Source organism: Curtobacterium sp. VKM Ac-2884 (genome assembly GCF_015350945.1).
GTDB lineage: Bacteria > Actinomycetota > Actinomycetes > Actinomycetales > Microbacteriaceae > Curtobacterium.
On sequence record NZ_JADKSA010000006.1, the window covers coordinates 205,765 to 230,509 of the forward strand.

At 71.2% G+C, this 24,745-nt stretch carries 21 protein-coding genes and 1 tRNA gene; 19 read left to right on the top strand and 3 right to left on the bottom strand.

The genetic code is table 11. The features are described from left to right. Window positions 1-272: 272 nt before the first annotated feature. The 3 genes from leuA to ITJ60_RS16655 all read left to right on the top strand — a co-directional run bounded on the left by leuA (window position 273) and on the right by ITJ60_RS16655 (window position 3,952). A complete protein-coding gene (gene leuA, locus ITJ60_RS16645; protein WP_159574049.1) occupies window positions 273-2,048 on the top strand; it encodes a 2-isopropylmalate synthase in 1,776 nt (591 codons plus the stop codon). A 261-nt stretch (window positions 2,049-2,309) separates the two neighbouring features. Next, on the top strand, window positions 2,310-3,158 hold the full coding sequence (recO, locus tag ITJ60_RS16650) for a DNA repair protein RecO (RefSeq protein ID WP_194648733.1): 849 nt from the start codon (window positions 2,310-2,312) through the stop codon (window positions 3,156-3,158). Continuing rightward, a complete protein-coding gene (locus ITJ60_RS16655) occupies window positions 3,155-3,952 on the top strand; it encodes an isoprenyl transferase (protein WP_131846220.1) in 798 nt (265 codons plus the stop codon). Before recO ends, ITJ60_RS16655 begins: the two co-directional genes overlap by 4 nt. A gap of 8 nt (window positions 3,953-3,960) precedes the next feature. Here ITJ60_RS16655 and ITJ60_RS16660 read toward each other — a convergent pair whose 3' ends face one another. Then, window positions 3,961-4,977: a LysR family transcriptional regulator gene (locus ITJ60_RS16660; protein WP_194648734.1), complete on the bottom strand. Its 1,017-nt coding sequence runs from the start codon at window positions 4,975-4,977 to the stop codon at window positions 3,961-3,963. A 70-nt stretch (window positions 4,978-5,047) separates the two neighbouring features. Between ITJ60_RS16660 and ITJ60_RS16665 the strand changes: the two genes are divergently transcribed. The 4 genes from ITJ60_RS16665 to ITJ60_RS16680 all read left to right on the top strand — a co-directional run bounded on the left by ITJ60_RS16665 (window position 5,048) and on the right by ITJ60_RS16680 (window position 8,629). Continuing rightward, complete coding sequence (locus ITJ60_RS16665) at window positions 5,048-6,103, top strand: aminotransferase class V-fold PLP-dependent enzyme (protein ID WP_194648735.1); 1,056 nt, start codon at window positions 5,048-5,050, stop codon at window positions 6,101-6,103. 105 nt (window positions 6,104-6,208) lie between these two features. Then, on the top strand, window positions 6,209-7,594 hold the full coding sequence (locus tag ITJ60_RS16670) for a glycine--tRNA ligase (RefSeq protein WP_123340409.1): 1,386 nt from the start codon (window positions 6,209-6,211) through the stop codon (window positions 7,592-7,594). Between the two features lie 94 nt (window positions 7,595-7,688). Next, on the top strand, window positions 7,689-8,423 hold the full coding sequence (locus ITJ60_RS16675; RefSeq protein WP_194648736.1) for a DsbA family oxidoreductase: 735 nt from the start codon (window positions 7,689-7,691) through the stop codon (window positions 8,421-8,423). Beyond that, window positions 8,420-8,629, top strand: coding sequence for a hypothetical protein (locus ITJ60_RS16680; RefSeq protein WP_123672642.1), 210 nt, complete (start codon window positions 8,420-8,422; stop codon window positions 8,627-8,629). The genes ITJ60_RS16675 and ITJ60_RS16680 overlap by 4 nt, the downstream gene beginning before the upstream one ends. Before the next feature lie 161 nt (window positions 8,630-8,790). On the opposite strand, the gene ITJ60_RS16685 is transcribed toward ITJ60_RS16680, so the two are convergent. After that, window positions 8,791-9,276, bottom strand: coding sequence for an aminoacyl-tRNA deacylase (locus tag ITJ60_RS16685; RefSeq protein ID WP_134193560.1), 486 nt, complete (start codon window positions 9,274-9,276; stop codon window positions 8,791-8,793). 47 nt (window positions 9,277-9,323) lie between these two features. On the opposite strand from ITJ60_RS16685, the gene dusB reads away from it, so the two are divergent. The 11 genes from dusB to ITJ60_RS16740 all read left to right on the top strand — a co-directional run bounded on the left by dusB (window position 9,324) and on the right by ITJ60_RS16740 (window position 23,026). Continuing rightward, window positions 9,324-10,478, top strand: a complete 1,155-nt coding sequence (gene dusB / locus ITJ60_RS16690; protein WP_123340413.1) for a tRNA dihydrouridine synthase DusB — start codon at window positions 9,324-9,326, stop codon at window positions 10,476-10,478. Continuing rightward, entirely contained in the window at window positions 10,475-11,812 is a 1,338-nt protein-coding gene (locus ITJ60_RS16695; protein ID WP_194648737.1) for a deoxyguanosinetriphosphate triphosphohydrolase, read from the top strand. The genes dusB and ITJ60_RS16695 overlap by 4 nt, the downstream gene beginning before the upstream one ends. Window positions 11,813-11,924: 112 nt before the next feature. Beyond that, window positions 11,925-13,838, top strand: a complete 1,914-nt coding sequence (dnaG, locus tag ITJ60_RS16700) for a DNA primase (RefSeq protein WP_194648738.1) — start codon at window positions 11,925-11,927, stop codon at window positions 13,836-13,838. An 815-nt stretch (window positions 13,839-14,653) separates the two neighbouring features. Continuing rightward, window positions 14,654-16,285: an ABC transporter substrate-binding protein gene (locus ITJ60_RS16705; protein ID WP_194648739.1), complete on the top strand. Its 1,632-nt coding sequence runs from the start codon at window positions 14,654-14,656 to the stop codon at window positions 16,283-16,285. A 117-nt stretch (window positions 16,286-16,402) separates the two neighbouring features. Further along, a complete protein-coding gene (locus ITJ60_RS16710; protein WP_123340547.1) occupies window positions 16,403-17,479 on the top strand; it encodes an ABC transporter permease in 1,077 nt (358 codons plus the stop codon). Between the two features lie 2 nt (window positions 17,480-17,481). Then, a complete protein-coding gene (locus ITJ60_RS16715) occupies window positions 17,482-18,486 on the top strand; it encodes an ABC transporter permease (RefSeq protein ID WP_123340417.1) in 1,005 nt (334 codons plus the stop codon). After that, window positions 18,483-20,159: an ABC transporter ATP-binding protein gene (locus ITJ60_RS16720; RefSeq protein WP_194648740.1), complete on the top strand. Its 1,677-nt coding sequence runs from the start codon at window positions 18,483-18,485 to the stop codon at window positions 20,157-20,159. The genes ITJ60_RS16715 and ITJ60_RS16720 overlap by 4 nt, the downstream gene beginning before the upstream one ends. A 175-nt stretch (window positions 20,160-20,334) precedes the next feature. Next, the gene (locus ITJ60_RS16725; RefSeq protein ID WP_123292572.1) at window positions 20,335-21,264 is read left to right on the top strand and encodes an ATP-binding cassette domain-containing protein; all 930 of its coding nucleotides are present in this window, start codon (window positions 20,335-20,337) and stop codon (window positions 21,262-21,264) included. Next, on the top strand, window positions 21,261-22,262 hold the full coding sequence (locus ITJ60_RS16730) for a D-isomer specific 2-hydroxyacid dehydrogenase family protein (protein ID WP_194648741.1): 1,002 nt from the start codon (window positions 21,261-21,263) through the stop codon (window positions 22,260-22,262). The genes ITJ60_RS16725 and ITJ60_RS16730 overlap by 4 nt, the downstream gene beginning before the upstream one ends. A 126-nt stretch (window positions 22,263-22,388) precedes the next feature. Next, window positions 22,389-22,461: transfer RNA gene (locus tag ITJ60_RS16735), tRNA-Asn, on the top strand. Window positions 22,462-22,537: 76 nt separating this feature from the next. Next, entirely contained in the window at window positions 22,538-23,026 is a 489-nt protein-coding gene (locus ITJ60_RS16740) for a hypothetical protein (protein ID WP_194648742.1), read from the top strand. Between the two features lie 59 nt (window positions 23,027-23,085). Here the strand turns inward: ITJ60_RS16740 and def are convergent, their stop codons facing one another. Then, the gene (def, locus tag ITJ60_RS16745; protein ID WP_194648743.1) at window positions 23,086-23,661 is read right to left on the bottom strand and encodes a peptide deformylase; all 576 of its coding nucleotides are present in this window, start codon (window positions 23,659-23,661) and stop codon (window positions 23,086-23,088) included. Between the two features lie 39 nt (window positions 23,662-23,700). Between def and ITJ60_RS16750 the strand changes: the two genes are divergently transcribed. Continuing rightward, window positions 23,701-24,612 (top strand): DMT family transporter, encoded by a 912-nt coding sequence (locus ITJ60_RS16750; RefSeq protein ID WP_181437562.1) that lies wholly within the window; start codon window positions 23,701-23,703, stop codon window positions 24,610-24,612. The last annotated feature ends 133 nt before the right edge of the window (window positions 24,613-24,745 follow it).

Sequence of the window (24,745 nt, forward strand, 5' to 3'; positions counted from 1 at the left end):
CTCGCGTTCGTCGAGGTTCCACGATCTGCAGTTCTCGGCGGCGCTGGCGTCGATTCGTGGAACCGCGACGACCGACCGGCGGCATGTCGTGACCACTCGGGCGCCGACCACTGACGCGCTTGTCACACAGCAGCCCGCCGGTGCTACCGTGGACGCGATGTACTCGGCACTCCTCCTCCTTCGCTGCCGCGACGAGGCCTGACACACCGGCCCACCTCGTCGCGGAGTCCGTCGTGGCCGCCCTCACCCAGAGCACACGAAAGCGACGAACGATGCAGAACACGCAGCAGCCCTCCGGGATGCCGATCCACAAGTACGTCCCCTTCCACGAACAGATCGCGGTCGACCTGCCCGACCGCACCTGGCCGACGAAGCGCATCGAGCGGGCCCCGCGCTGGTGTGCGGTCGACCTGCGCGACGGCAACCAGGCGCTCATCGACCCGATGGACGCCGAGCGCAAGCGCGCCATGTTCGACCTGCTCGTCGGCATGGGCTACAAGGAGATCGAGGTCGGGTTCCCGAGCGCCTCGCAGACCGACTTCGACTTCGTCCGCAGCCTGATCGACGAGGGCGCGATCCCCGACGACGTCACCATCCAGGTGCTGACCCAGGCGCGCGAGCACCTCATCCAGCGCACGTACGAGGCGATCGACGGCGCGAAGCAGGCCATCGTCCACCTGTACAACTCGACGTCGATCGTGCAGCGCGAGGTCGTCTTCCGCACCGACGTGCAGGGTGTCGTCGACATCGCGGTGGCCGGCGCGAAGCTGTGCAAGGCGGCCGAGGCGACGCTGCAGCACGACACGACGGTCTACTACGAGTACTCGCCGGAGTCCTACACGGGCACCGAGCTCGAGGTCGCGCTGCAGATCTGCAACGCCGTGCTCGAGGTCTTCGAGCCCACCCCCGACCGCAAGGTCATCATCAACCTGCCGGCCACCGTCGAGATGGCGACGCCGAACGTCTACGCCGACTCGATCGAGTGGATGTCGCGCAACCTCGCCCACCGCCAGGACGTCATCCTGTCGCTGCACCCGCACAACGACCGCGGCACCGCCGTCGCCGCCGCCGAGCTGGGCTACATGGCCGGCGCGGACCGCATCGAGGGCTGCCTGTTCGGCAACGGTGAGCGCACCGGCAACGTCGACCTCGTCGCGCTGGGCATGAACCTGTTCACGCAGGGCATCGACCCGGAGATCTCGTTCGCGGACATCGACCAGGTGAAGCGCACCGTCGAGTACTGCAACCAGCTGCCGGTGCCGGAGCGTCAGCCGTGGGCGGGCGACCTCGTCTACACGGCGTTCAGCGGCTCGCACCAGGACGCCATCAACAAGGGCTTCGAGGCGATGAAGGCCAAGGCCGCCGCCGCGGGCAAGGACATCGACGAGATCGAGTGGGCGGTGCCGTACCTGCCCGTCGACCCGAAGGACATCGGCCGGTCGTACGAGGCCGTCATCCGCGTCAACTCGCAGTCCGGCAAGGGCGGCGTCGCGTACCTGCTCAAGACCGACCACGCCCTCGACCTGCCCCGCAAGCTGCAGATCGAGTTCTCCGGCGTCGTCCAGCGGCACACCGACACCGAGGGCGGTGAGTTCTCGTCGCAGCGCATCTGGGACGTGTTCCAGGACGAGTACCTGCCCGCCTCGACCGACGACGACAAGTGGGGCCGGTACGAGCTCACCAAGACGGCGACCTCGAGCGACTTCGACGGCACGACCTCGCTGTCGGTCGCACTCCGCGTCGACGAGGGCTCCGTCACCGCCGACGCCGTGGGCACCGGTCCGATCGACGCGTTCCTCAAGGTCCTCGCCGAGCAGGGCGTCCAGGTCACGCTGTACGACTACTCGGAGCACACGATGAGCGCCTCCGGTGACGCCAAGGCGGCGTCGTACGTCGAGCTCGACGTCGACGGCGTGCGCCTGTGGGGCGTCGGCATCGACGCCGACATCTCGACGGCCTCGCTCAAGGCGATCGTGTCCGCGGTGAACCGCGCGGTACGCGCCGGTGCCGCAGCCGGCGCCGACTCGCCGGAGCTCGTCTCCGCCTGAGACGCGACCAGACCGGGAGGTGCGGTGCGGGCTGGACTCGCACCGCGCCTCCCGTCTGTGCCCGGTCTTTCCCCCGTCACTTGCGATGGCAAGTCGAATCGGGCGTACCGGGTGCTTTCTTCCGACGAGGTACGCCCGATTCCGCTCGGTACCCCGGCGCGCGCGGCGCGCGCGGCGCGCGGCGCGCGCGGCGCGCGGCGCGCGCAGCGCGCGGCGCGCAGCGCGCGGCGCGGTGTCGGCGGGGCGGGGGATACTGGGGGCATGCCGCTGTACCGGGACGAGTGCGTCGTGTTGCGCACCCACAAGCTCGGGGAAGCCGACCGCATCGTCACCATGCTCAGTCGGCAGCACGGCAAGATCCGTGCGGTGGCCAAGGGCGTGCGGCGGACGGCGTCGAAGTTCGGCAGCCGGCTCGAGCCGTTCATGGTCGTCGATGCCCAGTTCTACGAGGGCCGCTCGCTCGACATCGTCACGCAGGCCGAGTCGCTCGGGGCCTACGGGGCGCAGATCGTCGCCGATTACGGCGCCTACACGGCAGCCAGTGCGATGGTCGAGACCGCCGACCGCCTGAGCGAGGCCGACGCCGGGCTGCAGCAGTACCTGTTGCTCGTCGGCGCGCTGCGGTCGCTGTCGCGCGGTGAGCACCACTCCAGCGCCACGCTCGACTCCTACCTGCTCCGTGCGATGAGCATCGCGGGCTGGGCGCCCTCGTTCAGCGACTGTGCGGTCACGGGGGAGCCCGGCCCGCACTCCGCGTTCGTCGTGCAGCTGGGCGGGGTCGTCGCCGACCGGGCTGCGCCTCCCGGCACGCCGCGGCTCGACCCGGCGACCCTCGGCGTGCTCGGTTCGCTGCTCGCCGGTGACTGGGCGAGCGTCGACGCCACCGACGAACGGACGCGGTCGCGGGCCTCCGGCGTGGTCGCGGCCTACGCCCAGTGGCACCTGGAACGATCGCTCCGGTCCCTGCCGCACGTCGACCGCTCGGAGCACCCGCTGCCCGTGCCGCTGACCCACGACGGACCCGAGGCGACGGCACGCGCGGTGGCCTCGACCCCCGCACCCGCCGTGCCCGAGCCCGATCCCGCTGTCGAAGGAACACCCACCGCATGAGCCCCCGCCGCCCCGACGACGCCGAGCCGTTCCGCCCGATCGACTGGACCGGTGAGACGCCTCCGGCGATCCCGGCCCGGTTCGTGCCGGACCACGTCGCGATCGTGATGGACGGCAACGGCCGGTGGGCCAACGGCCGCGGGCTCACCCGGATCGAGGGACACAAGGCGGGCGAGGCCTCGCTGCTCGACGTCGTCGCCGGCGGGATCCAGATCGGCGTCAAGCACATCTCGGCGTACGCGTTCTCCACCGAGAACTGGAAGCGTTCGCCGGAAGAGGTCCGGTTCCTGATGGGCTTCAACCGCGACGTGATCCGTCGTCGGCGCGACCAACTGAACGAGTGGGGCGTCAAGGTGCGGTGGGCCGGACGCCGTCCTCGGCTGTGGCGGAGCGTCATCGACGAGCTCGACCGTGCCGAGCAGATGACCGCGCGCAACGACGTGCTGACCCTGACGATGTGCGTCAACTACGGCGGCCGGAACGAGATCGTCGACGCCGTGCGGGGGATGGCCGAAGAGGTCGCCGCGGGACGCCTCAAGCCGAGCCAGGTCACCGAGAAGGCACTGGCGAAGCGGCTCTACGTGCCCGAGATGCCCGACGTCGACCTGTTCCTGCGCAGTTCGGGGGAGCAGCGCACGAGCAACTTCCTGCTGTGGCAGTCGGCGTACGCCGAGATGGTGTTCCTGGACCGCCTGTGGCCGGACTTCCGGCGCACGGACCTGTGGGGCGCGATCGAGGAGTACGCACGTCGTGACCGTCGCTACGGCGGTGCGGTCGACGCCCCGACCGCCTGACGCACCCGTCAGCCGGGCAGCGGCCCGTCGAGCAGGTGTGCCGCCGACCGCACCGCGTCCAGGGCCGCACGGACGCTCGGGACGCGCTCGGCCCCTCGGGCGATGACGACCTCGACCCGGCGGGCCAGGTCGTCGTCCACGGGGTCCACCCGGACCTCGGCGGGGATGACCGTCGTCGCGAGCGCCAGCCGAGGGAGCAGGGCCACGCCGAGTCCGGCGGCGACGAGCCCCACCACCGCAGCCGCGTTGTCGGTCTCGAGCACGATCTCCGGGGTGAACCCGGCGGTCGCACACGAGGCGAGCAGGTGGCCGCGGCACCGGGGGCAGCCGCCGATCCAGCGGGCGTCGCGGTGCGACGCGAGGTCCACGGCAGAGCCCACGGCGCCAGAGCCCAGGGCACCGGCGCCCTCGGCACCGGCGCCCACGGCACCGGCACTCACGGTGCGGGCGCTGCCCGAGCCTCCGGCCGGCGTCACCAGGGCGAGCGGATCCCGCCCGAGTGCCCGCGTGACGAGCCCGGGGTCCGGGGCGGACCCGACCTCGTCGCCGACGTAGGTGAAGGTCAGGGCGACGTCGACCTCCCCGCTCCGGAGCAGGTCGAGCGCCTCGGGCGGTTCGACCTCGACGTACGAGGTCGTCACCCCCGGAGCCGTCGACGCCAGCCGAGCGAGCACGGCGGGCACGAGGGCCGACGAGGCGCTCGGGAACCCGGCGAGGCGCACTCGACCGCGGGTCAGGCCCCCGACGGCGTCGAGGTCCTCGCGCGCGGCGGTCAGTGCGGCCTGCACGTGCAGGGCGTGGTCCGCGAGCACCCGACCGGCGTCCGTCAGGGTGGCACCGCGCCCGCCGCGACCGTCCTGCCCGGACCGCAGCACCAGGGTGTGCCCGAGCCGCCGTTCGGCCCGGGCGAGCAACTGGCTGACCGCGGGTTGGCTCGACCCGAGCGCTGCGGCGGCGCGGGTGATCGACCCACCGTCGGCCACGGCGCGGAGGACCCGGAGCAGCTGGGGATCGATGTCGTCCATCACGCGATGTTATCGGCTGCACAACGAACCCGGCCTGGTGTGATGGTGCACGAGCCGGGACGCTGTCCGCATGGACTCCTTCCCCGCCGGCCGTGGCTACCTCGCGGCGTGCACCGCCGGTCTGCCCAGCCGGGCCACGCTCGCCGCCCAGCGGGCCGACCTCGACGCGTGGTCACGCGCCGAGACCTCGCCGGCCCACTACGGGGCGTTGGTCGAGGAGGGCCGCGCGCTGTTCGCCGCCCTCGTCGGGGTGCCGGTGTCCCACGTGGCGACCGGCTCGCAGACCTCGGTGATGGCCGCGGTCGTCGCCGACGCCCTGCCGGACGGTGCCGAGGTGGTCGTGCCCGACGGCGACTTCAGCTCGGTCGTCTTCCCGTTCCTCGCCCAGGCGCACCGAGGCGTCCGCGTCCGGCACGTCCCGCTCGACCGGCTCGCCGCGTCCGTCGGGCCCGGCACCGCCCTCGTGGCGTGGTCCGCCGTGCAGTCCGCCACCGGCGCCGTCACGGATCCGCAGCCGGTCGTCGCTGCGGCCCGGCGGGTCGGTGCCCTCACCCTCTGCGACCTCACGCAAGCGGCCGGGGTCCTGCCCGTCGACGCGGCACTCTTCGACGTGACGCTGACGCACGCCTACAAGTGGCTCTGCGCCCCGCGCGGCGTCGCCTTCATGACGCTCTCCGACACCGCCCTCGGTCGGCTCCGCCCCGTGCAGGCCGGCTGGTACGCGGGGGCGGACGTCTGGTCCTCGTGCTACGGCCCCGACATGCGCCTGGCCGACGACGCCCGTCGCTTCGACGTCTCGCCGGCCTGGCAGGCGTGGCCCGGTGCCGTGGCTGCGCTCGAACACGCGGTCGCGCTCGACGGGCAGGCGGTCTGGAGGCACGCCACCGGTCTCGCGGATCGGCTGTGCGACGCCCTCGGGTCGCCTCGGCAGGGCGACGGGCAGGCGATCGTGACGTTCGCGGACGCCGATGGGTCGGCCCTCCGCGCCCTCACCGCCGCCGGGCTCACCGCGTCGGGGCGTGCCGGGCGACTCCGGATCGCGTTCCACCTGTGGAACGACGAGTCCGACGTGACCGACGTGGCGGCCGCGCTGGGCGGGGTGCGGGCGACCACGTCGGGGACGTGACCGGAGGGCGGACCGGGGGCGGGCCTCCCGGGTCACGAACGCCGGTAGTCTTGCCCGGACCGTTTCCGCACCGAGCACCCAGCTCGGCGACCTCTGGAGCACCCTTTGGCACAGCCCTCCCGTCTCGACAGCGTCATCGCCCTGGCCAAGCGCCGCGGCTTCGTCTTCCAGTCGGGTGAGATCTACGGAGGCTCCCGCTCCGCGTGGGACTACGGGCCCCTCGGTGTGGAGCTCAAGGAGAACATCAAGCGTCAGTGGTGGCAGCGGTTCGTCCGCGGCCGTGGTGACATGGTCGGCCTCGACTCCGCCGTCATCCTGCCCCGCAAGGTGTGGGAGGCATCCGGCCACGTCGCGACCTTCACCGATCCGCTCGTGGAGTGCCTGCACTGCCACCACCGGTTCCGCGAGGACCACCTGATCGAGGCGTTCGTCGCCAAGAAGGGCCGCGACCCCGAGGGCCGCATGGCCGAGATCGCCTGCCCGAACTGCGGCACCCGCGGTGAGTGGACCGAGCCCCGCGAGTTCTCGGGGATGCTCAAGACGTACCTCGGCCCGGTCGAGTCCGAAGAGGGCCTGAACTTCCTGCGCCCCGAGACCGCGCAGGGCATCTTCGTCGACTTCGCGCAGGTCGTGACGACCAGCCGGATGAAGCCCCCGTTCGGCATCGGCCAGGTCGGCAAGGCGTTCCGCAACGAGATCACGCCCGGCAACTTCATCTTCCGCACGCGCGAGTTCGAGCAGATGGAGATCGAGTACTTCGTGCCGCCGGCCGAGGCGGGCGAGCACTACGAGCAGTGGATCGCCGACTCGATCGCGTTCTACACCGAGCTCGGCATCGACCCGGAGAACCTCCGCCGCTTCGACGTGCCGGACGGCGAGCGGGCGCACTACTCCGACGCCACCGCCGACATCGAGTACCGCTTCGGGTTCACCGGCTCGGAGTGGGGCGAGCTCATGGGCGTCGCGAACCGCACCGACTTCGACCTCAACAACCACATCGAGTCGTCCGGCCAGGACCTGCGCTTCTTCGACCAGGCCGCCAACGAGAAGTACGTGCCCTACGTGATCGAGCCGTCCTTCGGCCTGACCCGTGCGCTCATGGCGTTCCTGCTCGACTCGTACCACGAGGACGAGGCGCCGAACGCGAAGGGCGGCGTCGACAAGCGCACCGTGCTGCGTCTCGACCCGCGCCTGGCCCCCGTCAAGGCCGCGGTGCTGCCGCTGTCGCGCAACGAGCAGCTCTCGCCGGTCGCCCGCGGCCTGGCCGACGACCTGCGCAAGAACTGGAACGTGGACTTCGACGACGCCGGGGCGATCGGTCGCCGCTACCGTCGCCACGACGAGATCGGCACGCCGTTCTGCATCACGGTCGACTTCGACACGCTCGAGGACAAGGCCGTGACCGTGCGCGAGCGCGACACCATGGCGCAGGAGCGGGTCGCCCTCGACCAGCTGCAGGGCTACCTGGCGCAGCGCCTGCTCGGCGCGTAGGGGCGTCGCGGGGCGTCGCGGGCGTCGCGGGCGTCGCAATCGCCGGAACCAGGTTCTGTGGGAATGCGCGCGCGACGCCCGCGTTGGGATCAGCATGAACGACTCCGTGAAGGTCGATGTCTGGTCCGACATCGCCTGCCCCTGGTGCTACATCGGCAAGCGCAAGTTCGAGGCCGGCGTCGCCGCGTTCGGCGCCTCGGCGGACGGCCGCCCGGTCGAGGTCGAGTACCACTCCTTCGAGCTCAGCCCGGACACCCCCGTCGACTTCGAGGGCACCGAGGCCGAGTTCCTGTCGGAGCACAAGGGCATGCCCGTCGAGCAGGCGCAGCAGATGCTCGACCAGGTCACCGGCATCGCGGCCTCGGTCGGGCTGGACTACGACTTCGAGGCCGTGCACCACACGAACACCGTGAAGGCGCACCAGGTCATCCACCTCGCCAAGCAGCACGGCAAGCAGCTGGACATGGTCGAGCGCCTGTTCACCGCCTACTTCGAGCGCGGCGAGCACGTCGGCGACGACGCGTCGCTGGCCGACCTGGCCGCCGAGATCGGGCTCGACCGCGACGAGGTCCTCGCGATGCTCCGCGACGACTCGCAGCTCGCAGCCGTCCGCGCCGACCAGGCCCAGGCGCAGGCCTTCGGCATCAACGGCGTCCCCTTCTTCGTGATCGACGGCAAGTACGGCGTCTCGGGCGCGCAGGACCCGGCGGCGTTCGAGCAGGTGCTGACGCAGGTCGTCGCGCTGCGTGGGACGACTCCGGACGAGGTCGCCTCGGCGACCGAACGCGCTGCGGACGACGCGAGCGCCGACGTGGCGGCGACCCGATGACGGGCGCGACGGTCACGGTCGGGGGTGGGGTGGGCCTCCCGTCCGCCCCGTCGGTTCCGGATGCGATCTCCGGTCTGGAGGCGCGCCCCGGCCTGCTCACGCTGGTCACGCCCGGCGGTGCGCCGGTCTGCGACGGTGATTCGTGCCTGATCGACGCCGGATCGTTCGCCGGTGCCGAGGGCGACTGGACCGAGGTGCCGGACTGACGGTTCCGTTGGTCGCGCCTCGCGCGCTGCGGGGGCCGCGTCGCGCGCTGCTGCTCTCGCGCCCCGCGCTGCTGCTCTCGCGCCCCCGTGCGGTCGTTGCGCCCCGACTCTGCGGGGCGCGACGGCTGTGCGGGGGCGCGATCCGTCGGTCGCCGGACCGATCAGGCGCGCTGCGGTTCCTCGTCGGTGATGTCGGCGACCGTCGCGCCGTACGCGGCGACGAGGTCGTCGGCGTCGACGAAGGCGCTCGCGCCGTGCCGACCCGCGCCGAGGGCGACCCGTCGACCGACGATGCGGTCGTCGGCGTAGACGGGCAGGTCGCCGGTCGCTCCGATGGGCGTGATCGTGCCGCGTTCGTAGCCGGACGCCTGGAGCGCGGTCGCCGCGTCGGGCATCGAGAGCTTGTTCACCCCGACGACGGTGCGGAGCTTCTTCCACGCGATGCTCCGGCCGCCCGGAACGAGCGCGAGCAGGAAGCCGCCGTCGTGCCGCTTCACGACGAGCGTCTTGACGATGTCGCCGGGGTCGATGCCGAGCAGTTCGGCGGCCTGCTGCAGGGAGTCCGCGGCGGGGCGTTCGACGACCTCGACCGTCAGGCCGCGGGCCGCTGCGTCGGTGTCGAACCGGGTGCTGGCGTCGATCGTCATGTGGAGAACGCTACCGGCGCGCACCGACGTGGGAGGATGGAGCAGGTATGACGATCACACAAGCCCCCGCACGGCCTCTGCGCATCGGCCCGATCGAGGTCGACGTGCCGGTCGTGCTCGCGCCCATGGCGGGCATCACGAACATGGCGTACCGCCGGCTCTGCCGCGAGTACGGCGCCGGTCTCTACGTCTGCGAGATGATCACCTCGCGCGCACTGGTCGAACGCACCCCCGTGTCGATGCAGCTCATCCAGCACCACGAGTCCGAGACCCCGCGGTCGATCCAGCTGTACGGCGTCGAGCCGAACACCGTGGCCGAGGCCGCGTCGATCCTGGTGGGCGAGGACCGTGCCGACCACATCGACCTGAACTTCGGCTGCCCGGTGCCCAAGGTCACCCGCAAGGGCGGCGGCGCGGCCCTGCCCTGGAAGCTCGAGCTGTTCCGCGAACTCGTCACGAAGACCGTCCGCGCCGCAGGGAACGTGCCGGTCACCGTGAAGATGCGCAAGGGCATCGACGAAGACCACCTGACCTACCTCGACGCCGCCCGCATCGCGCGGGATGCCGGCGTCGCCGCGGTGTCGCTGCACGCCCGCACGGCGAACGAGCACTACTCCGGTCACGCCGACTGGTCGGCGATCGCGACGCTGAAGGAAGCCGTCACCGACATCCCGATCCTCGGCAACGGGGACATCTGGTCGGCAGCCGACGCGCTCCGCATGGTCGACGAGACCGGCGTCGACGGCGTCGTCGTCGGGCGTGGGTGCCTCGGGCGTCCGTGGCTGTTCGGCGACCTGGCTGCGGCGTTCCGCGGCGAAGGGCTGCGGTACATGCCGACCCTGGGCGAGGTCGCTGACGGGTTCCGTCGGCACGCCGAACTGCTCGTCGAGTTCTTCGGGTCCGAAGACCACGGCTGCCGCGACGCCCGCAAGCACGTGGCCTGGTACTTCAAGGGGTACCCGATCGGCAGCGACGTGCGGTCCGGTCTCGCGCTGTCGTCGAGCCTGCAGGAGATCGACGACCTGCTCGGGCAGCTCGACCGCGACGCACCGTACCCCGGCGAGGGCGCTGAGGGCCCCCGCGGTCGCTCCGGCAACCCGAAGCGCACCGCACTGCCCGACCGCTGGCTCGAGTCCCGCGACGTCGACAGCGAGTTCCGCAAGGTCCTCGCCGCCGCCGAGCTGCACCACAGCGGCGGATGAGCGCCACCGCCTCGTACGGCCCGGCCGACGCCGAGCGCTGGCTCCCGGAAGAGCACGGCAACCGCCGATCGGACTTCGCCCGTGACCGCGCCCGGTTGCTGCACTCCAGCGCGCTGCGCCGCCTCGCCGCCAAGACCCAGGTGCTCAGCCCGACGACCGGGCTCGACTTCGCCCGCAACCGCCTGACCCACTCGCTCGAGGTGGCGCAGGTCGGTCGCGAGCTCGCGGACTCGCTGGGCCTCGACCCCGACGTGGTGGACACCGCGTGCCTGGCGCACGACATCGGCCACCCGCCGTTCGGCCACAACGGTGAGACCGCCGTCAACGCCTGGGCCGCCGGCATCGGCGGGTTCGAGGGCAATGCGCAGACGCTTCGGCTGCTCACCCGGCTCGAGCCGAAGGTGTACGGGCTCCGTCCGGGGTCGGGCGCCGCTGCCGTGGCTGGCGCGGGGGCTGGCGCTGGCGCTGGCGTCGAGCGTCCCTTCGGGCTCAACCTGACGCGCGCGTCGCTCGACGCCAGCTGCAAGTACCCGTGGCCGGCTGCGCAGGGCGTCTCCGAGTCGTCATCGGGTCGGACCAAGTTCGGCTTCTACGACGACGACCACGACGCCTTCGAGTGGCTCCGTGCCGGGGCGCCCCGGCGGCAGCGGTGCATCGAGGCGCAGGTCATGGACCTGTCCGACGACATCGCGTACTCGGTGCACGACTTTGAGGACGCCGTCGTCGCCGGGTTCATCGACGTCGCGGCGCTCGGCGACCGGGTCGGCGAGAACGACATCGTCACCGCGATGCACGCGTGGGTGGGCGACGACCTGAGTCGTGAGGAACTGCTCGAGGCCTTCGACCGCCTCCGGGCCCTGCCGCTCTGGATGACCTCGTACGACGGGTCCCGGCGCGACGCGGCACACCTGAAGAACCTGACCTCGCAGCTGATCGGACGCTTCGCGCGGACGGCGACGGCCGCGACCCGCGAGTCCTACGCCTCCGGGTCCCTGGTCCGGTTCGCGGCATCGGTGGTGACACCGCCGGAGATCATCGGCGAGATCGCGGTCCTCAAGGGGATCGTGGCGGCGTTCGTGATGACGCAGGGTGACCGGCAGCCGGTGTACGAAGACCAGCGTCGGATCCTGACGGAGCTGCTCGACGCCCTGGCGGCGTCGGGTGCGTCGGACCTCGAGCCCGGCTTCGCCGCCGACTGGCGTGCGGCGTCGGACGACGACGGGCGACTCCGTGCCGTGGTCGACCAGGTCGCGAGCCTGACGGACCAGGGGGCGATCGCCTGGCACCGTCGGTTGGTCGTCGGCGAGCGGGAAGCGGTCCACATCCCGGTGTGAGTGGAGCCGCAGTGGTTCGTCGACGTCTCGGGGCCGCCGTCGGCCTCGGTGGCTCGTCCACATCCCGGGGCCGCGGTCGGCCGAGGTCGGTCCCACGAACTAGGATCAGAGAGTGGCTGGCAGGATCGCGCGGAACGACATCGACGAGGTCCGCTCGCGTGTCAACATCGCCGACGTCGTCGGCGACTACGTCACGCTGAAGAACGCGGGCGTCGGCTCGATGAAGGGGCTCTGCCCCTTCCACGACGAACGCTCTCCGTCCTTCCACGTCCGGCCTCAGGTCGGCCGGTACCACTGCTTCGGGTGCGGCGAGGACGGCGACGTCTTCAGCTTCATCATGGCGCAGGACCACACCACCTTCGCCGAGGCCGTCGAGCGGATGGCCGCGAAGATCGGCTTCACCCTGCACTACGAAGAGGGCGACGGGCCGCGCACCGACTACAACACCCGCGCCCGGCTGATCGCCGCCAACGAAGCCGCGCTCGAGTTCTACACGGCGCAGCTCACCACCGCCGCGGCCGACCCCGCACGGCGGTTCCTGGGGGAGCGCGGGTTCGATCCCTCGGCGGCGCAGCACTTCGGTGTCGGCTTCGCCCCGAAGTCGTTCGACATGCTCAGGGACCACCTGCGCGGTCGGGGCTTCACGCTCGAGGAACTCACCTCGGCCGGGCTCGTCAGCCAGGGCGACCGGTCGCCGTACGACCGGTTCCGTGGGCGCCTGATGTGGCCGATCCGCGACGTCACCGGGGCGACGATCGGGTTCGGTGCCCGTCGTCTGCTCGACGACGACAAGGGTCCGAAGTACCTCAACACGCCCGAGACCCCGATCTACCACAAGAGCCAGGTGCTCTACGGGCTCGACCTGGCCCGCCGCGACATCTCGAAGCAGAAGCAGGTCGTGATCGTCGAGGGCTACACCGACGTCATGGCCTGCCACGTCGCCGGCATCACCACTGCGGTCGCCACGTGCGGCACCTCGTTCGGCGTCGACCACATCAAGGTGCTCCGCCCGATGCTCGGCGACCTTGCCGGCGCCGACCCGAACGCCAACGGCGAGGTCGTCTTCACCTTCGACCCGGACGAGGCCGGTCAGCGTGCCGCATCCCGCGCCTTCGCCGAGGAACAGCGGTTCGCCGCGCAGACCTTCGTCGCGGTGGCACCCGGTGGCCTCGACCCGTGCGACCTCCGGCTCGCCCGCGGGGACGACGCCATCCGCCGCCTGATCACGAACAAGCGCCCGATGTTCGAGTTCATGATCCGCCGCACGTTGGAGGGCCACGACCTCGAGACGGTCGAGGGCCGCGTCAGTGCCCTCCGCGCCGCGGCCCCCGTGCTCGCCGGCATCCGCGATCGGTCGCTCACGCAGGGGTACGTCCGCGAGCTCGCCGGCTGGCTCGGCATGGACATGCCCGAGGTCCGTCGATCGGTCGAGACCGCGCGTCGGCGTGCGGGGTCGACGGACGATCGGTCAGGAGGCCCGGGGCGCGACGGCCGCGCCGGTCACGCCACCGACGGGGCCGGTGTGGTCGAGGAGCCCGTCGCCGGGATCCGCTCGCTGCCGAACGACCCGATCAGCCGCATGGAGCGCGACGCCGTCATGGCGATGGTGCAGCAGCCGACCTCGGTGGGAGCGCCGCTGCTCGGGCTCGCCGCGTCCGCCACGTTCTCGGCGCCGATGCTCGCCGTCGTGCGGGACGCCGTGGTCGCCAACGTCGACGTCATCGGGGCGGGGGACTGGCTCGACCGGTTGCTCGCCGACGTGCCGACCCCCTTGCGCACCCTGACGCACGAGCTGGCCCTCGCGCCGATCCCCGCCCGCAACGCCGAGGACCTCGCCGCGTACTGCCGGAGCATCGTCGTCGCCCTGGTCGAGCGGGATCTGCTCGCCCGCAAGGCCTCGTTGCTCGGACAGCTGCAGCGTGCGGACCCGCACGAGCAGGCCGAGCGGCGCGCCGAGATCCAGCGGCAGCTTGTGGACATCGACGCGCAGCGCATGCGGCTCCGCGCCGACGCCGAGGCGTCCTAGCCCCGCGCCGCCGGAGCGCCAGGGGTCGTACGACCCGGTTCGACCCGTTCGACCCGTTCGACCCGCTCGACCCGGTCGACCCGTTCGACCCGCTCGACCCGGTCGACCCGTTCGACCCGCCGCCTGCCGTTCGCCCAGGTTCCGAAATCTGCGCATCTGGCCGCACTCGAGCGGCACTTCGCGGAACCTCGGCGAGCACGAGTGCCGAGGTGACGCGACCGCCCGACGTGACTGAGGCCGTGCGGCGCAACCACGTCGCAGAGGTGACGGTCGCTGCGGGGGTGTGCCGGGCCTCCCGGTCGGCGTGCCGAGGTTCCACGACATGCCGCGTGCGCGACGCCGGGGTTCCGATTCCGCCCCGTATGCGCGTCGAAATGCCGAGATTTCGGAACCTCGGGATGCGAAGGGGGCGAGGCGAGGCGGGACCGCAGGCGGGACGTGATCGGTCGGCGGAGGCAAGGGGGCGAGGGCGGGCCTCCCGGTCGGCGTGCCGAGGTTCCACGACATGCCGCGTGCGGGACGCCCAGGTTCCAGTTCCGGGCGATACGAGCGTCGAGATGCCGAGATTTCGGAACCTCGGGGGCCGGGGGCGGGGCCGGTTGCACCGCGCAACTTTCGTGTGCGGCGCGCCGGCTCGATGCGCACGAATGATGCATCACGCGACGGGTGCTTGCATTACAGCGGTGTAAACAAATCGCTCCCGGTTCGATCTGTTCCGTGACAGGGTGATACCAATGAGCGTTCCTGGCCGGGCACACAGACGTACCACCCGCCGGTCCGGACACTTGCACCCAACTTCAAGAGAGGCATCGAACATGGCATCCGTGTTCAAGAAGCACACAGCCACGTGGGGCAGGCGCGGCATCGCGCTCGGCGCCGGAGCAGCAGCGACGGCGCTGGTGCTGACCGGCTGCGCGAGCAGCAGCGTCAGCGACACCGAGCTGAACGGCCTGAGCATCGGGACGACGGACAAGATCACGTCCCTCGACCCGGCCGGCTCCTACGACAACGGCTCCTTCGCCGTGCAGAACCAGGTCTTCCCGTTCCTGATGAACACGCCCGTGGGCAGCCCGGACGTCGAGCCGGACATCGCCACGAAGGCGGAGTTCACGAGCCCGACCACGTACGAGGTCACCCTCAAGGACGGCCTCGAGTTCGCGAACGGCAACAAGCTCACCTCGAGTGACGTGAAGTTCTCGTTCGACCGCGAGCTCAAGATCAACAACGAGAACGGCCCGCAGTCGCTGCTCGCCAACCTCAAGAGCATCGACACCCCGGACGACACGACCGTGGTGTTCAACCTCGACCACGCCGACCAGACCTGGCCGCAGGTGCTCTCGAGCCCCGCGGGCCCGATCGTCGACGAGGACGTCTTCAGCGCGACGAAGCTCACCAGCGCCGACGACATCGTCAAGGGCAAGGCGTTCGCCGGGCAGTACCAGATCAGCTCCTACAAGGAGAACCAGCTGATCCAGTACAAGACGAACCCGAAGTACGACGGCCTGCTCGGCAAGGCGAAGAGCGACGAGGTGACGGCCAACTACTACACCAAGGAGACCGACCTCAAGCTCGCCGTGCAGAAGGGCGACGTCGACGTGGCGTACCGCTCCCTGACGCCGACCGACATCTCGGACCTGCGCAAGGACGACAAGCTCAAGGTCACCGACGGCCCCGGCGGCGAGATCCGCTACGTGGTCTTCAACTTCAAGACGCAGCCGTTCGGCACCGGTCAGGACGACGCCGACGAGGCGAAGGCCCTCGCCGTGCGCCAGGCCGCTGCTGACGTGGTCGACCGCGCCGCCCTGGCGAAGGAGGTCTACAACGACACCTTCACGCCGCTGTACTCGATGGTGCCGGACGGCCTCACCGGTGCGGTCCAGCCGTTCAAGGACATGTACGGCGACGGCGACGGTGGCCCCGACGTCGACAAGGCGAAGAAGACCCTCGCCGACGCCGGTGTCTCCGGCAAGGTGCAGCTCGACATCCAGTACGCGCCCGACCACTACGGTTCGGCCTCGGACGACGAGTACGCGCTGCTGAAGACGCAGCTCGAGGACTCGGGCCTGTTCACCGTCAACATCCAGTCGACGGTCTACACGACCTACGCGCAGGAGCGCACGAAGGACGCGTACCCGGAGTACCAGCTCGGCTGGTTCCCGGACTTCTCCGACGCCGACAACTACCTGTCGCCGTTCTTCACCAAGGAGAACTTCGTCCAGAACCACTACGACGACTCGGTCATCCAGGACCTCATCGCGAAGGAGCAGGCGGAGTCCGACCCGGACAAGCGTGCCGACCTGATCGAGCAGGCCCAGGAGCGCGAGGCATCGCAGATCTCGACGCTGCCCCTGCTGCAGGGCAAGTCCGTCGCCGTCGCCGGCAAGGACGTCAAGGGCCTGACCCTCGACGCCTCGTTCAAGTTCCGGTACGCCACCCTCAGCAAGTAGCACCACGCCCCTCGCGCAGGCCGCGGGCGTTCCCACGAGGAGCGCCCGCGTGCCTGCGCACCGGCATGAAAGGCACCCCTCCCCGTGACCCTGAGCACCCCCGAGGCGACCCAGGACGTGAACGGCACCGATCCGACCAAGCCACAGGCACAACGTCGTGCCAAGAGCAGTGGCGGCGGACTCGGCCGGTACGTCCTCGTCAGGTTCCTCCTCATCATCCCGACCGTCTTCATCCTGGTGACGCTCGTGTTCTTCCTGATGCGCGTCATCGGGAACCCGATCACCGCGTCGGTCGGCGGCCGACTCACCCCGACGCAGCTGCAGGAACGCCTGCACGCCGCCGGGTACGACCGTCCCGTGCTCGTGCAGTACTTCGAGTACCTCGGCGGCATCCTGCGCGGTGACTTCGGCAACGCGTCGACCGACAACCGGCCGATCACCGAGATCATCCTGCAGTACGGCGGCGCGACCGCCGAGCTCGTCTTCTACGCCCTCATCGTCGCGCTCGTGCTCGGCATCCCGCTCGGCATGCTGGCCGCGTACACGCGCGACAAGTGGCCCGACGTGCTGCTCCGTGCCCTCGCGATCCTGACGTACGCGACCCCGGTGTTCTTCGGCGGCCTGCTGCTCAAGCTCGTCTTCTCGGTGTGGCTCGGCTGGCTGCCCCTCGGCGACCGTGCATCGACCAGGGTGGAACTCATCCTGGACGGCATCCCCGGCGCGAGCGGCATCTACATCGTCGACGCGCTCCGGACCGGCAACGCGGCGGTCATCGGCGACGTGCTGCAGCACGCCGTCCTGCCGGCGCTGACCCTCGGACTGCTGACCGCCGGCATCTTCCTGCGCCTCGTGCGCGCGAACATGATCGGGTCGCTCGGTTCCGAGTACGTCGACGCGGCCCGCTCCCGCGGTGTCCGCGAGTCGCGGCTCGTCCGGACGCACGCGTTCCGCCCCGCCCTCGTGCCGATCATCACCGTGATGGGCCTGCAGATCGCGATGCTGCTGGGCGGTTCGGTCCTGACCGAGACCACCTTCGGGTGGCGCGGCCTGGGCTTCGAACTCAACCAGTACCTGTCGGCCCGTGACTTCGTCGCGGTCCAGGGCATCGTCGCGATGCTGGCGGTGATCGTCGCGGTGACCAACTTCATCGTCGACGTCGTCGCCGCCCTGATCGACCCGAGAGTGAGGTTCTGACGATGGCCGACACCACCCTCGTCGACCGCCACGAGCCGCTCTGGAAGCGGCTGCCCGTGGTGGTCCAGCTCCGCAAGAGCACCGGCTGGCAGCGCGCCATGCTCATCGTCGGCGTGGTCATCTGCGCCCTGTACCTGCTCGTCGCGGTCTTCGCGCCGCTGCTGGCCCCGTACGGCTTCGGCCAGCTGCAGGGCGCGGACGGCGAGAGCTTCCCACGCACCGGCGCGCCGAGCGCCGAGCACATCTGGGGCACCACCGTCGGCGGGTTCGACGTCTTCAGTCGCGTGATCTACGGCGCCCGGACGGCGGTCCTCGTCGTGATCGTCGCGGTCGTCGTGTCGATCATCGTCGGCGTGCTGCTCGGGCTGGTCTCCGGCTACCTGGGCGGCTGGCTCGACCGGGTCCTCGTCGTGGTCGCCGACGCGATCTACGCGTTCCCCTCGCTGCTGCTCGCGATCGTCGTGTCGATCGTGATCTCCGGCGGCAACTCGAGCTACTCGGGCGGCATCATCGCGGCGGCGATCTCGATCACCGTCGTCTACGTGCCGCAGTACTTCCGGGTGGTCCGCGCCGAGGCCGTGCGCCTGAAGAACGACGCGTTCGTCGAGTCGGCGCGCGTGATGGGCACGAACCCGTGGCGCATCATGATCCGCCACGTGCTGCGGAACTCGACCAGGTCCCTGCCACTCATCCTGACGCTCAACGCCAGCGACGCGATCCTGACCCTGGCCGGCCTCGGCTTCCTCGGGTTCGGCATCGGGCCGACGTCCGGCGCCGAGTGGGGCTACGACCTCAGCCGGGCGCTGTCCGACGTCGCGAGCGGCGTCTGGTGGACCGGTGTCTACCCGGGTGTCGCGATCGTGGTGCTCGTGCTCGGTGTGACGTTCATCGGCGAGAGCCTCAACGACATCTCCGACCCCCGTCTGCGTGCGCGCCGACGGCTGAAGCAGCTGGTGTCCACGCGCGACGCGCGCAACACGGCCACCGCGGAAGGATCGGGCGCATGACGACCGACACCGAGAACGCACCCGTGGTCGTCGTCGACGACCTCACCGTCACCTTCGCCACCGACGGCGGCGCCGTCGACGCGGTGAAGGGTGTCAGCCTCGACGTCCGCCCCGGCGAGGTCCTCGCCCTGGTCGGCGAGTCCGGCTCCGGCAAGTCCGTCACAGCGCGCGCCATGCTCCGGCTGATGCCCGAGACGGCGACGCTCGGCGGCGCAGTGCTGCTCGACGGCACCGACGTCGTCACCGTCGGCGCGCAGAAGCTGCGCAGCCTGCGGGGGACCGCCGGTGCGATGGTGTTCCAGGAGCCGTCGACCGCCCTCAACCCGGTCTTCACGGTCGGGTGGCAGATCGCCGAGGGGCTCCGCGCCCACGGTGGCATGTCCAAGAAGGAGGCGCGGGCGAAGGCCATCGACTACCTCGGCCGCGTCGGCATCCCCGACCCCGAGACCCGCGTCGACCACTACCCGCACCAGTTCTCCGGCGGCCAGAAGCAGCGTGTCGTCATCGCGAGCGCGCTCGCACTCGAGCCGTCGGTGATCATCGCCGACGAGCCGACCACGGCGCTCGACGTGACGGTGCAGGCCGAGATCCTCGACCTGCTCCGCCGCTGCCGCGACGAGTTCGGCACGGCGATCGTGATCATCACCCACAACATGGGCGTGGTGGCCGACCTGGCAGACCGCGTCGCCGTGATGTACCAGGGCGAGATCGTCGAAGAGGCATCGGCGACGGACCTGTTCGCGCGTCCGCAGGCCGACTACACGAAACGGCTGCTCGCCGCGGTGCCCCGGCTCGAGGCATCGACGGGCACCGCCCGCCGCGCGGCGATCACCGAGGACGTCACCCCGCTGGTCGAGGCGAAGGGACTCGAGATCGAGTACCCCGGCCGCCTCGGCTCGCCCGCGTTCCGTGCCGTGAAGGGCGTCGACCTGGCGATCCGTCCCGGCGAGGTCCTGGGCCTGGTGGGGGAGTCCGGCTCCGGCAAGACCACGATCGGTCGCGCCATGGCCGGACTGACGAAGGTCACCGGCGGCTCGCTGAAGGTCCTCGGCGCCGAGATGCTCGGCTACCGGGAGCGCGACTTCAAGCACCTGCGCAAGGACATCGGGTTCGTGTTCCAGGACCCGGCGACGTCGTTCAACCCGCTGCTCACGATCGCCGAGTGCGTCGCCGAACCGCTGGTCGTCCACAAGGAGGTCTCGAGCCCGCGTGCGGCCCGCACGCGCGTCGACGAACTCCTCGAGGCGGTCCAGCTGCCGAAGGCGTACGGGGACCGCTACCCGCACGAGCTCTCCGGCGGGCAGCGCCAGCGCGCGTCGCTCGCCCGGTCGCTCGCGCTCCGGCCGAAGCTGCTCATCGCCGACGAGCCGACGAGTGCGCTCGACGTGTCGGTGCAGGCCCGCGTGCTCGAGCTCTTCCTCGAGCTCCAGCAGGACCTGGGCTTCGCGTCGCTGTTCATCAGCCACGACCTGGCGGTCGTGGGCGCGCTCTCCGACCGGATCGCCGTGCTCTACCGCGGCGACCTGGTCGAGGTGGGCACGACCGCGCAGGTCCTCGGAGCGCCGCAACACCCGTACACGCAGCGCCTGCTGGCGTCGCTCCCGGTGCCGGACCCTGCGGAGCAGGCCGAGCGACGGCGTACGCTGGAGCAACTGGAGAACGTCGGGTCCTGACCCGATGCGACCCGCGTCGGGTCCTGACCCGGCGCGACCCGTCCAGGAGGCCCGTCCAGCGTCGTCGACGCACGCCGGGCCTCCTGGACGGTCGCCTCCACAGCTGTACGCACGACGGTCCTGCCAGCGCGGTCCGTCGCGAACCGCCGCCAGGGGGCGGCGTGGAAGGGGACCCATGATCGCGGTCAACGGACCGGCGGTCGTCGCGGACGACGTGTCGATCGAGTACCGGGGCGGACGGGGGTCCGAGTCGATCCGAGCGGTCGACGGGGTCAGCCTGACGGTGCGGCAGGGCGAGATCCTCGCGCTGCTCGGTGAATCGGGGTCGGGCAAGTCGACCTTCGCCGCCGCGATCGCGGGGCAGCTCGGGTCGCACGGCGAGGGTGACGGTGCGCTGCGCCGGCACATCGTCGGGGGCGAACTGACCGTCCTCGGCCAGAAGACCCGCGGCCTGCGCGGTTCGTCCCGCAAGCTCGAGCGGCTGAGCGGCCGCATCGGCTACCTGCCGCAGGACGGCGCCGACCGGCTCAGTCCGGACCTCACCGTCGGCGAGGCCATCGCCGAACCGATCTACCAGCGCGACCGCCGCTTCGACCGCAAGGAGGCGGGCCTCATCGTCGCGCGCCTGGTCGACGCCGTGCACCTGCCGCTCGGCGTGATGAGGCTGAACACCTGGGAGCTCTCCAGCGGACAGCGGCAGCGTGTCGCCCTGGCACGGGCCCTCGTGCTCGAACCCCAGCTCCTGGTCGCCGACGAACCCGCCCGCGGTGTCGACGTGCTCGTGCGCCAGTCGGTGCTCGAGGCCCTGGCGACCCTGCAGCGCAACCGGCAGTTCTCCGCAGTCGTGGTGTCCAGCGACCTGCGCGAAGCCGGCGCCCTGGCCGACCGCGTCGCCGTCATGGCCGATGCCCGGCTGGTCGGTCTCGGTACCTTCGACGAGGTCCTCGACAACCCCGTCGATCCCTACGTCAAGACCCTGGCCGCGACCGCGGCCCGCGGGGTGAAGCGTCGCCCGGCACCCACCGCCCCGCGCCGCTCGACGGCGCCACGCCGACCGGTCGCCGCCGGCACCGGCCCCCGCACGGACCGACAGGAGAACCCGTGAGCACCGCCACCCGAGGGCACCGCGCCGTCGTCCCCACCTCCGGCACCCCGCTGCCGATCGACGCACCGCAGTCCGGCCCCGTCGCCGTGCTGCCGGAGCCGACCGACCTGCACGTCACGGCGGTGACGGAGGCCGGTGGGACCGTCGCGCCGCTCGACGCGGACACCCGCGGGCTCGTCTGGCTGGACCCCCGCGACCCGTCCGGCCTCGCAGACGCGCTCGACGCCGCACCGGGGATCGGCTGGGTGCAGCTGCCGTTCGCCGGGGTCGACGCCTTCGCGCACCTCATCCAGGAGCACGGGGACCGCGTGCTCTTCACCTCGGCGAAGGGCGCGTACGCGGAGCCCGTCGCCGAGCACGCCCTGGCGCTGACGCTCGGGACGCTGCGGGTCCTGCAGAAGCGCGCCCGTGCACACTCGTGGGCCACCGAACCCGAGGGCGTGTCGCTGTACGGCCGGAACGTCGTCGTCATCGGCGCCGGCGGGATCGCGCTCGAGTACATCCGCCTGCTCGCCCCGTTCGACGTCGACGTCACCGTGGTGCGCCGCTCGGCCGACCCGGTGGACGGTGCATCGCGCACCGTCACCACCGACCAGCTCGACGAGGTCCTGCCCGACGCCGACGTCGTGATGATCGCAGCGGCCATGACCTCGGGCACCGCGAAGCTCTTCGGCGAGCGGCAGTTCGCGATCATGAAGCCGTCCGCCCGGCTCGTCAACATCGCCCGCGGGGGACTCGTCGACACCGACGCCCTGGTCGAGGCCCTGCGCACCGGTGCGATCGCCGCCGCAGGGCTCGACGTCACCGACCCCGAGCCGTTGCCCGACGGTCACCCGCTGTGGTCCGAGCCCGGCGCGGTCATCACACCGCACCAGGCGGACACCCCGGAGATGGTCGCGCCGCTGCTCGCCGAGCGGGTGCGACTCAACACCACGGCGTTCCTCGACGGCAGCGGCGAGGGCTTCGTCGGCGTCGTCGACCCGGTCGCCGGGTACTGAGGAACTGCGCAGCGCCGGGGCCCACAGCGCGGCGCGCCCGGGCGGCGTGTCCGATGCGGTGAGGGGCCCTGCGGTGCTGCTATGCTGTTACCCGTTGTTCGCACGACATTCGCCAGCGGACAGTGATCCTCGATAGCTCAATTGGCAGAGCAGCCGGCTGTTAACCGGCAGGTTGTTGGTTCGAGTCCAACTCGGGGAGCAACAGACCCCCACCCGCCCGGGTGGGGGTCTTCTGCGTTTCGTTGCTGCGCGGTGCCACCTGTTAGCGTTCACAGGTGCACCGATCTCGTCCGCCCCGCGCCGTGCTCCTCGGCGTGCTGCTCGCGGCGGTCATCGCGCCCGTGCTGGTCGGGTGCAGCGGTGCCGGACCCGACACCGACTCGTCAGAGGAACCCACCAGCTCGGAGACCGGGCTCGGGTCGGGTGCCTCGCCGGTCGTGTTCGCCTTCGTGTGCGACGACGGCGACCGCGAGACCTACACGACGTACTCGGCGGTGTGGGAGGACGAGCGGACCTCGTGCACCGCGAAGCGGCTCACGGGCTCGGTGCCGTCGACGCAGCAGCAGGCCGCCGTCGACGCGACCAGGGGTGACGCCACCCTCGTCGAGCTCGCGAGCACCTGCGCCGTGACCGGCACGGACCCGTGGACGTCGGCCGTGGCCGACGACGGCGCAGCGCACGTCGCCGCCGGCCTCCTGCAGTACTGCCCGGGGCACCCGGAGACCGACCACCTGCGCGACGCGCTGACGACGTACCGGAGCTGAGCCGGGCCTCCCAGCCGTCAGCTGACCACGGCAGGCGACGCGCGGGCCGGACCGACCCGTCAGCCCTCGGGGTGGTCGCGACCCGGCAGCCACGACTGGCCGGGGCCGCCCCAGCTGTTCTTGCGGATGGCCTTGGCGACCTGCTTGCCGTAGGGGTGCACCAGGCGGTCGGCGTAGAGCCAGCCGTCCAGGTGGTCGTACTCGTGCTGGAAGATGCGCGCGAGCCAGCCGTCGGCCCGGACCTCGAACGGGTCGCCGTGCTCGTCGAACGCCCGGAGCAGTGCGCTGCCGGAGCGTCGGAGCGGGAAGCGCTCGCCCGGCACGGACAGGCAGCCCTCGGACTCGTCGTCCTCGTCGAGCTCGTCGACCGACTCGGGGACCGGCGGGCTGATCCAGAGGACCGGGTTCACGGCCGCGGCGCGGTGCAGGACGTCGTCGTCGTCGGTGTACGAGTACACGAACAGGCGCTTGCCGACGCCGACCTGGGGTCCGGCCAGCCCGACGCCGGGGGCGAGGTTCATGGTCTCGAACATGTCGGCGACGAGGGAACGGAGGTCGTCATCGAACTCGGTGACCTCGGCTGCACGCTCGTGCAGGACGGGTTCGCCGGTGATGCGGATCGGGAGAACGGCCATTCACCCAGGTTATCCGGCGGTGGACGGTAGCCTCGACGCGTGACGACGGACCTCCAGCTGCCCGACGCGGTGAACCTGACGCCGTTCCAGGCCCTCATGATCCCCGTCGCGCTCATCGGTGCGGTGTTCCTGTCGCTGGGAGCGCAGTTCCAGAGCCGGGGCGTGCAACGGGTCGAGGCGCGGCTGGGGCGGCAGTCGAAGGGACTGAGCGTCCGGCACGTCGTGGGTCTGGTGTCGAGCGGCTACTGGGTGCTCGGCACGCTGATGCTCGGCATCGCCGTCGTCCTGCAGCTCATCAGCATCACGTACGCGCCGCTGATCGTCGTGCAGCCGCTCGGGGCGGTCGCGCTCGTGATCACCACGTGGTTCTCCTCGCGGTCATCGGGCGTGCCGCTGGGCCGTCGGGCGAAGCGTGCGGTGTGGACCTGCATCATCGGTGTCGCGATCTTCGTCGGCATCGCGGCGTTCGTCGGGCACGAGAGCGCGATCACCCGGCAGCAGCTGGTGACCGTCCTGATCATCCTGGCCGTGGTGCTCGTGCTGGTGCTGGTGTCGTTCCGGCTTGTGGCCAAGCACAAGAGCGCGCTCTACTACATCGTCGGCGCGGGCATCCTCTACGGGTTCGTCGCGACGCTCGCCAAGGTCGTGCTGAACCGGTTCGTGAACGGCACGTTCGACTGGTTGACGGTCCTGGCGATCATCGGGGTGGTCGTCGCGGCGTCGCTCGGCGGGTACTTCGTGCAGAACGCGTACTCGGCCGGTTCGGCGGACCTCGTCATCGCGGGGCTGACCGTGATCGACCCGATCGTCGCCGTCGGGATCGGCGTGGTCGTGCTCGACGAGGCGTCCGGGGCGCCGTGGGGTGCGGTCGCCGGGTTCGTGGTCGCGGCCGGCATCGCCATCACCGGGGTGTTCCTGCTCGCCAAGCACCACCCGCAGACCCGCGCCTGACCTCAGGGCCGCGGGGGCCGCGGGAGCCTCGGCGGCCGCGGGGGCCGAGGGAGCCTCGGCGGCCGCGGGGGCCGCGGGGGCCGCGTCACCCCGCGGTACCACGGGGTCCTCCGCGCGGCTGACGCGGCCGCGG

What these genes read in the sequence shown, in the direction of transcription:
- ITJ60_RS16655 (WP_131846220.1), top strand. Translation starts at nt 3,155, where the DNA reads ATGAGCCCCCGCCGCCCCGACGACGCCGAGCCGTTCCGCCCGATCGAC.
- recO (WP_194648733.1), top strand. Translation starts at nt 2,310, where the DNA reads ATGCCGCTGTACCGGGACGAGTGCGTCGTGTTGCGCACCCACAAGCTC.
- ITJ60_RS16685 (WP_134193560.1), bottom strand. Translation starts at nt 9,276, where the DNA reads ATGACGATCGACGCCAGCACCCGGTTCGACACCGACGCAGCGGCCCGC.
- ITJ60_RS16725 (WP_123292572.1), top strand. Translation starts at nt 20,335, where the DNA reads ATGATCGCGGTCAACGGACCGGCGGTCGTCGCGGACGACGTGTCGATC.
- ITJ60_RS16675 (WP_194648736.1), top strand. Translation starts at nt 7,689, where the DNA reads ATGAACGACTCCGTGAAGGTCGATGTCTGGTCCGACATCGCCTGCCCC.
- ITJ60_RS16705 (WP_194648739.1), top strand. Translation starts at nt 14,654, where the DNA reads ATGGCATCCGTGTTCAAGAAGCACACAGCCACGTGGGGCAGGCGCGGC.
- ITJ60_RS16660 (WP_194648734.1), bottom strand. Translation starts at nt 4,977, where the DNA reads ATGGACGACATCGATCCCCAGCTGCTCCGGGTCCTCCGCGCCGTGGCC.
- dusB (WP_123340413.1), top strand. Translation starts at nt 9,324, where the DNA reads ATGACGATCACACAAGCCCCCGCACGGCCTCTGCGCATCGGCCCGATC.
- ITJ60_RS16665 (WP_194648735.1), top strand. Translation starts at nt 5,048, where the DNA reads ATGGACTCCTTCCCCGCCGGCCGTGGCTACCTCGCGGCGTGCACCGCC.
- def (WP_194648743.1), bottom strand. Translation starts at nt 23,661, where the DNA reads ATGGCCGTTCTCCCGATCCGCATCACCGGCGAACCCGTCCTGCACGAG.
- leuA (WP_159574049.1), top strand. Translation starts at nt 273, where the DNA reads ATGCAGAACACGCAGCAGCCCTCCGGGATGCCGATCCACAAGTACGTC.
- ITJ60_RS16680 (WP_123672642.1), top strand. Translation starts at nt 8,420, where the DNA reads ATGACGGGCGCGACGGTCACGGTCGGGGGTGGGGTGGGCCTCCCGTCC.
- ITJ60_RS16695 (WP_194648737.1), top strand. Translation starts at nt 10,475, where the DNA reads ATGAGCGCCACCGCCTCGTACGGCCCGGCCGACGCCGAGCGCTGGCTC.
- ITJ60_RS16715 (WP_123340417.1), top strand. Translation starts at nt 17,482, where the DNA reads ATGGCCGACACCACCCTCGTCGACCGCCACGAGCCGCTCTGGAAGCGG.
- ITJ60_RS16720 (WP_194648740.1), top strand. Translation starts at nt 18,483, where the DNA reads ATGACGACCGACACCGAGAACGCACCCGTGGTCGTCGTCGACGACCTC.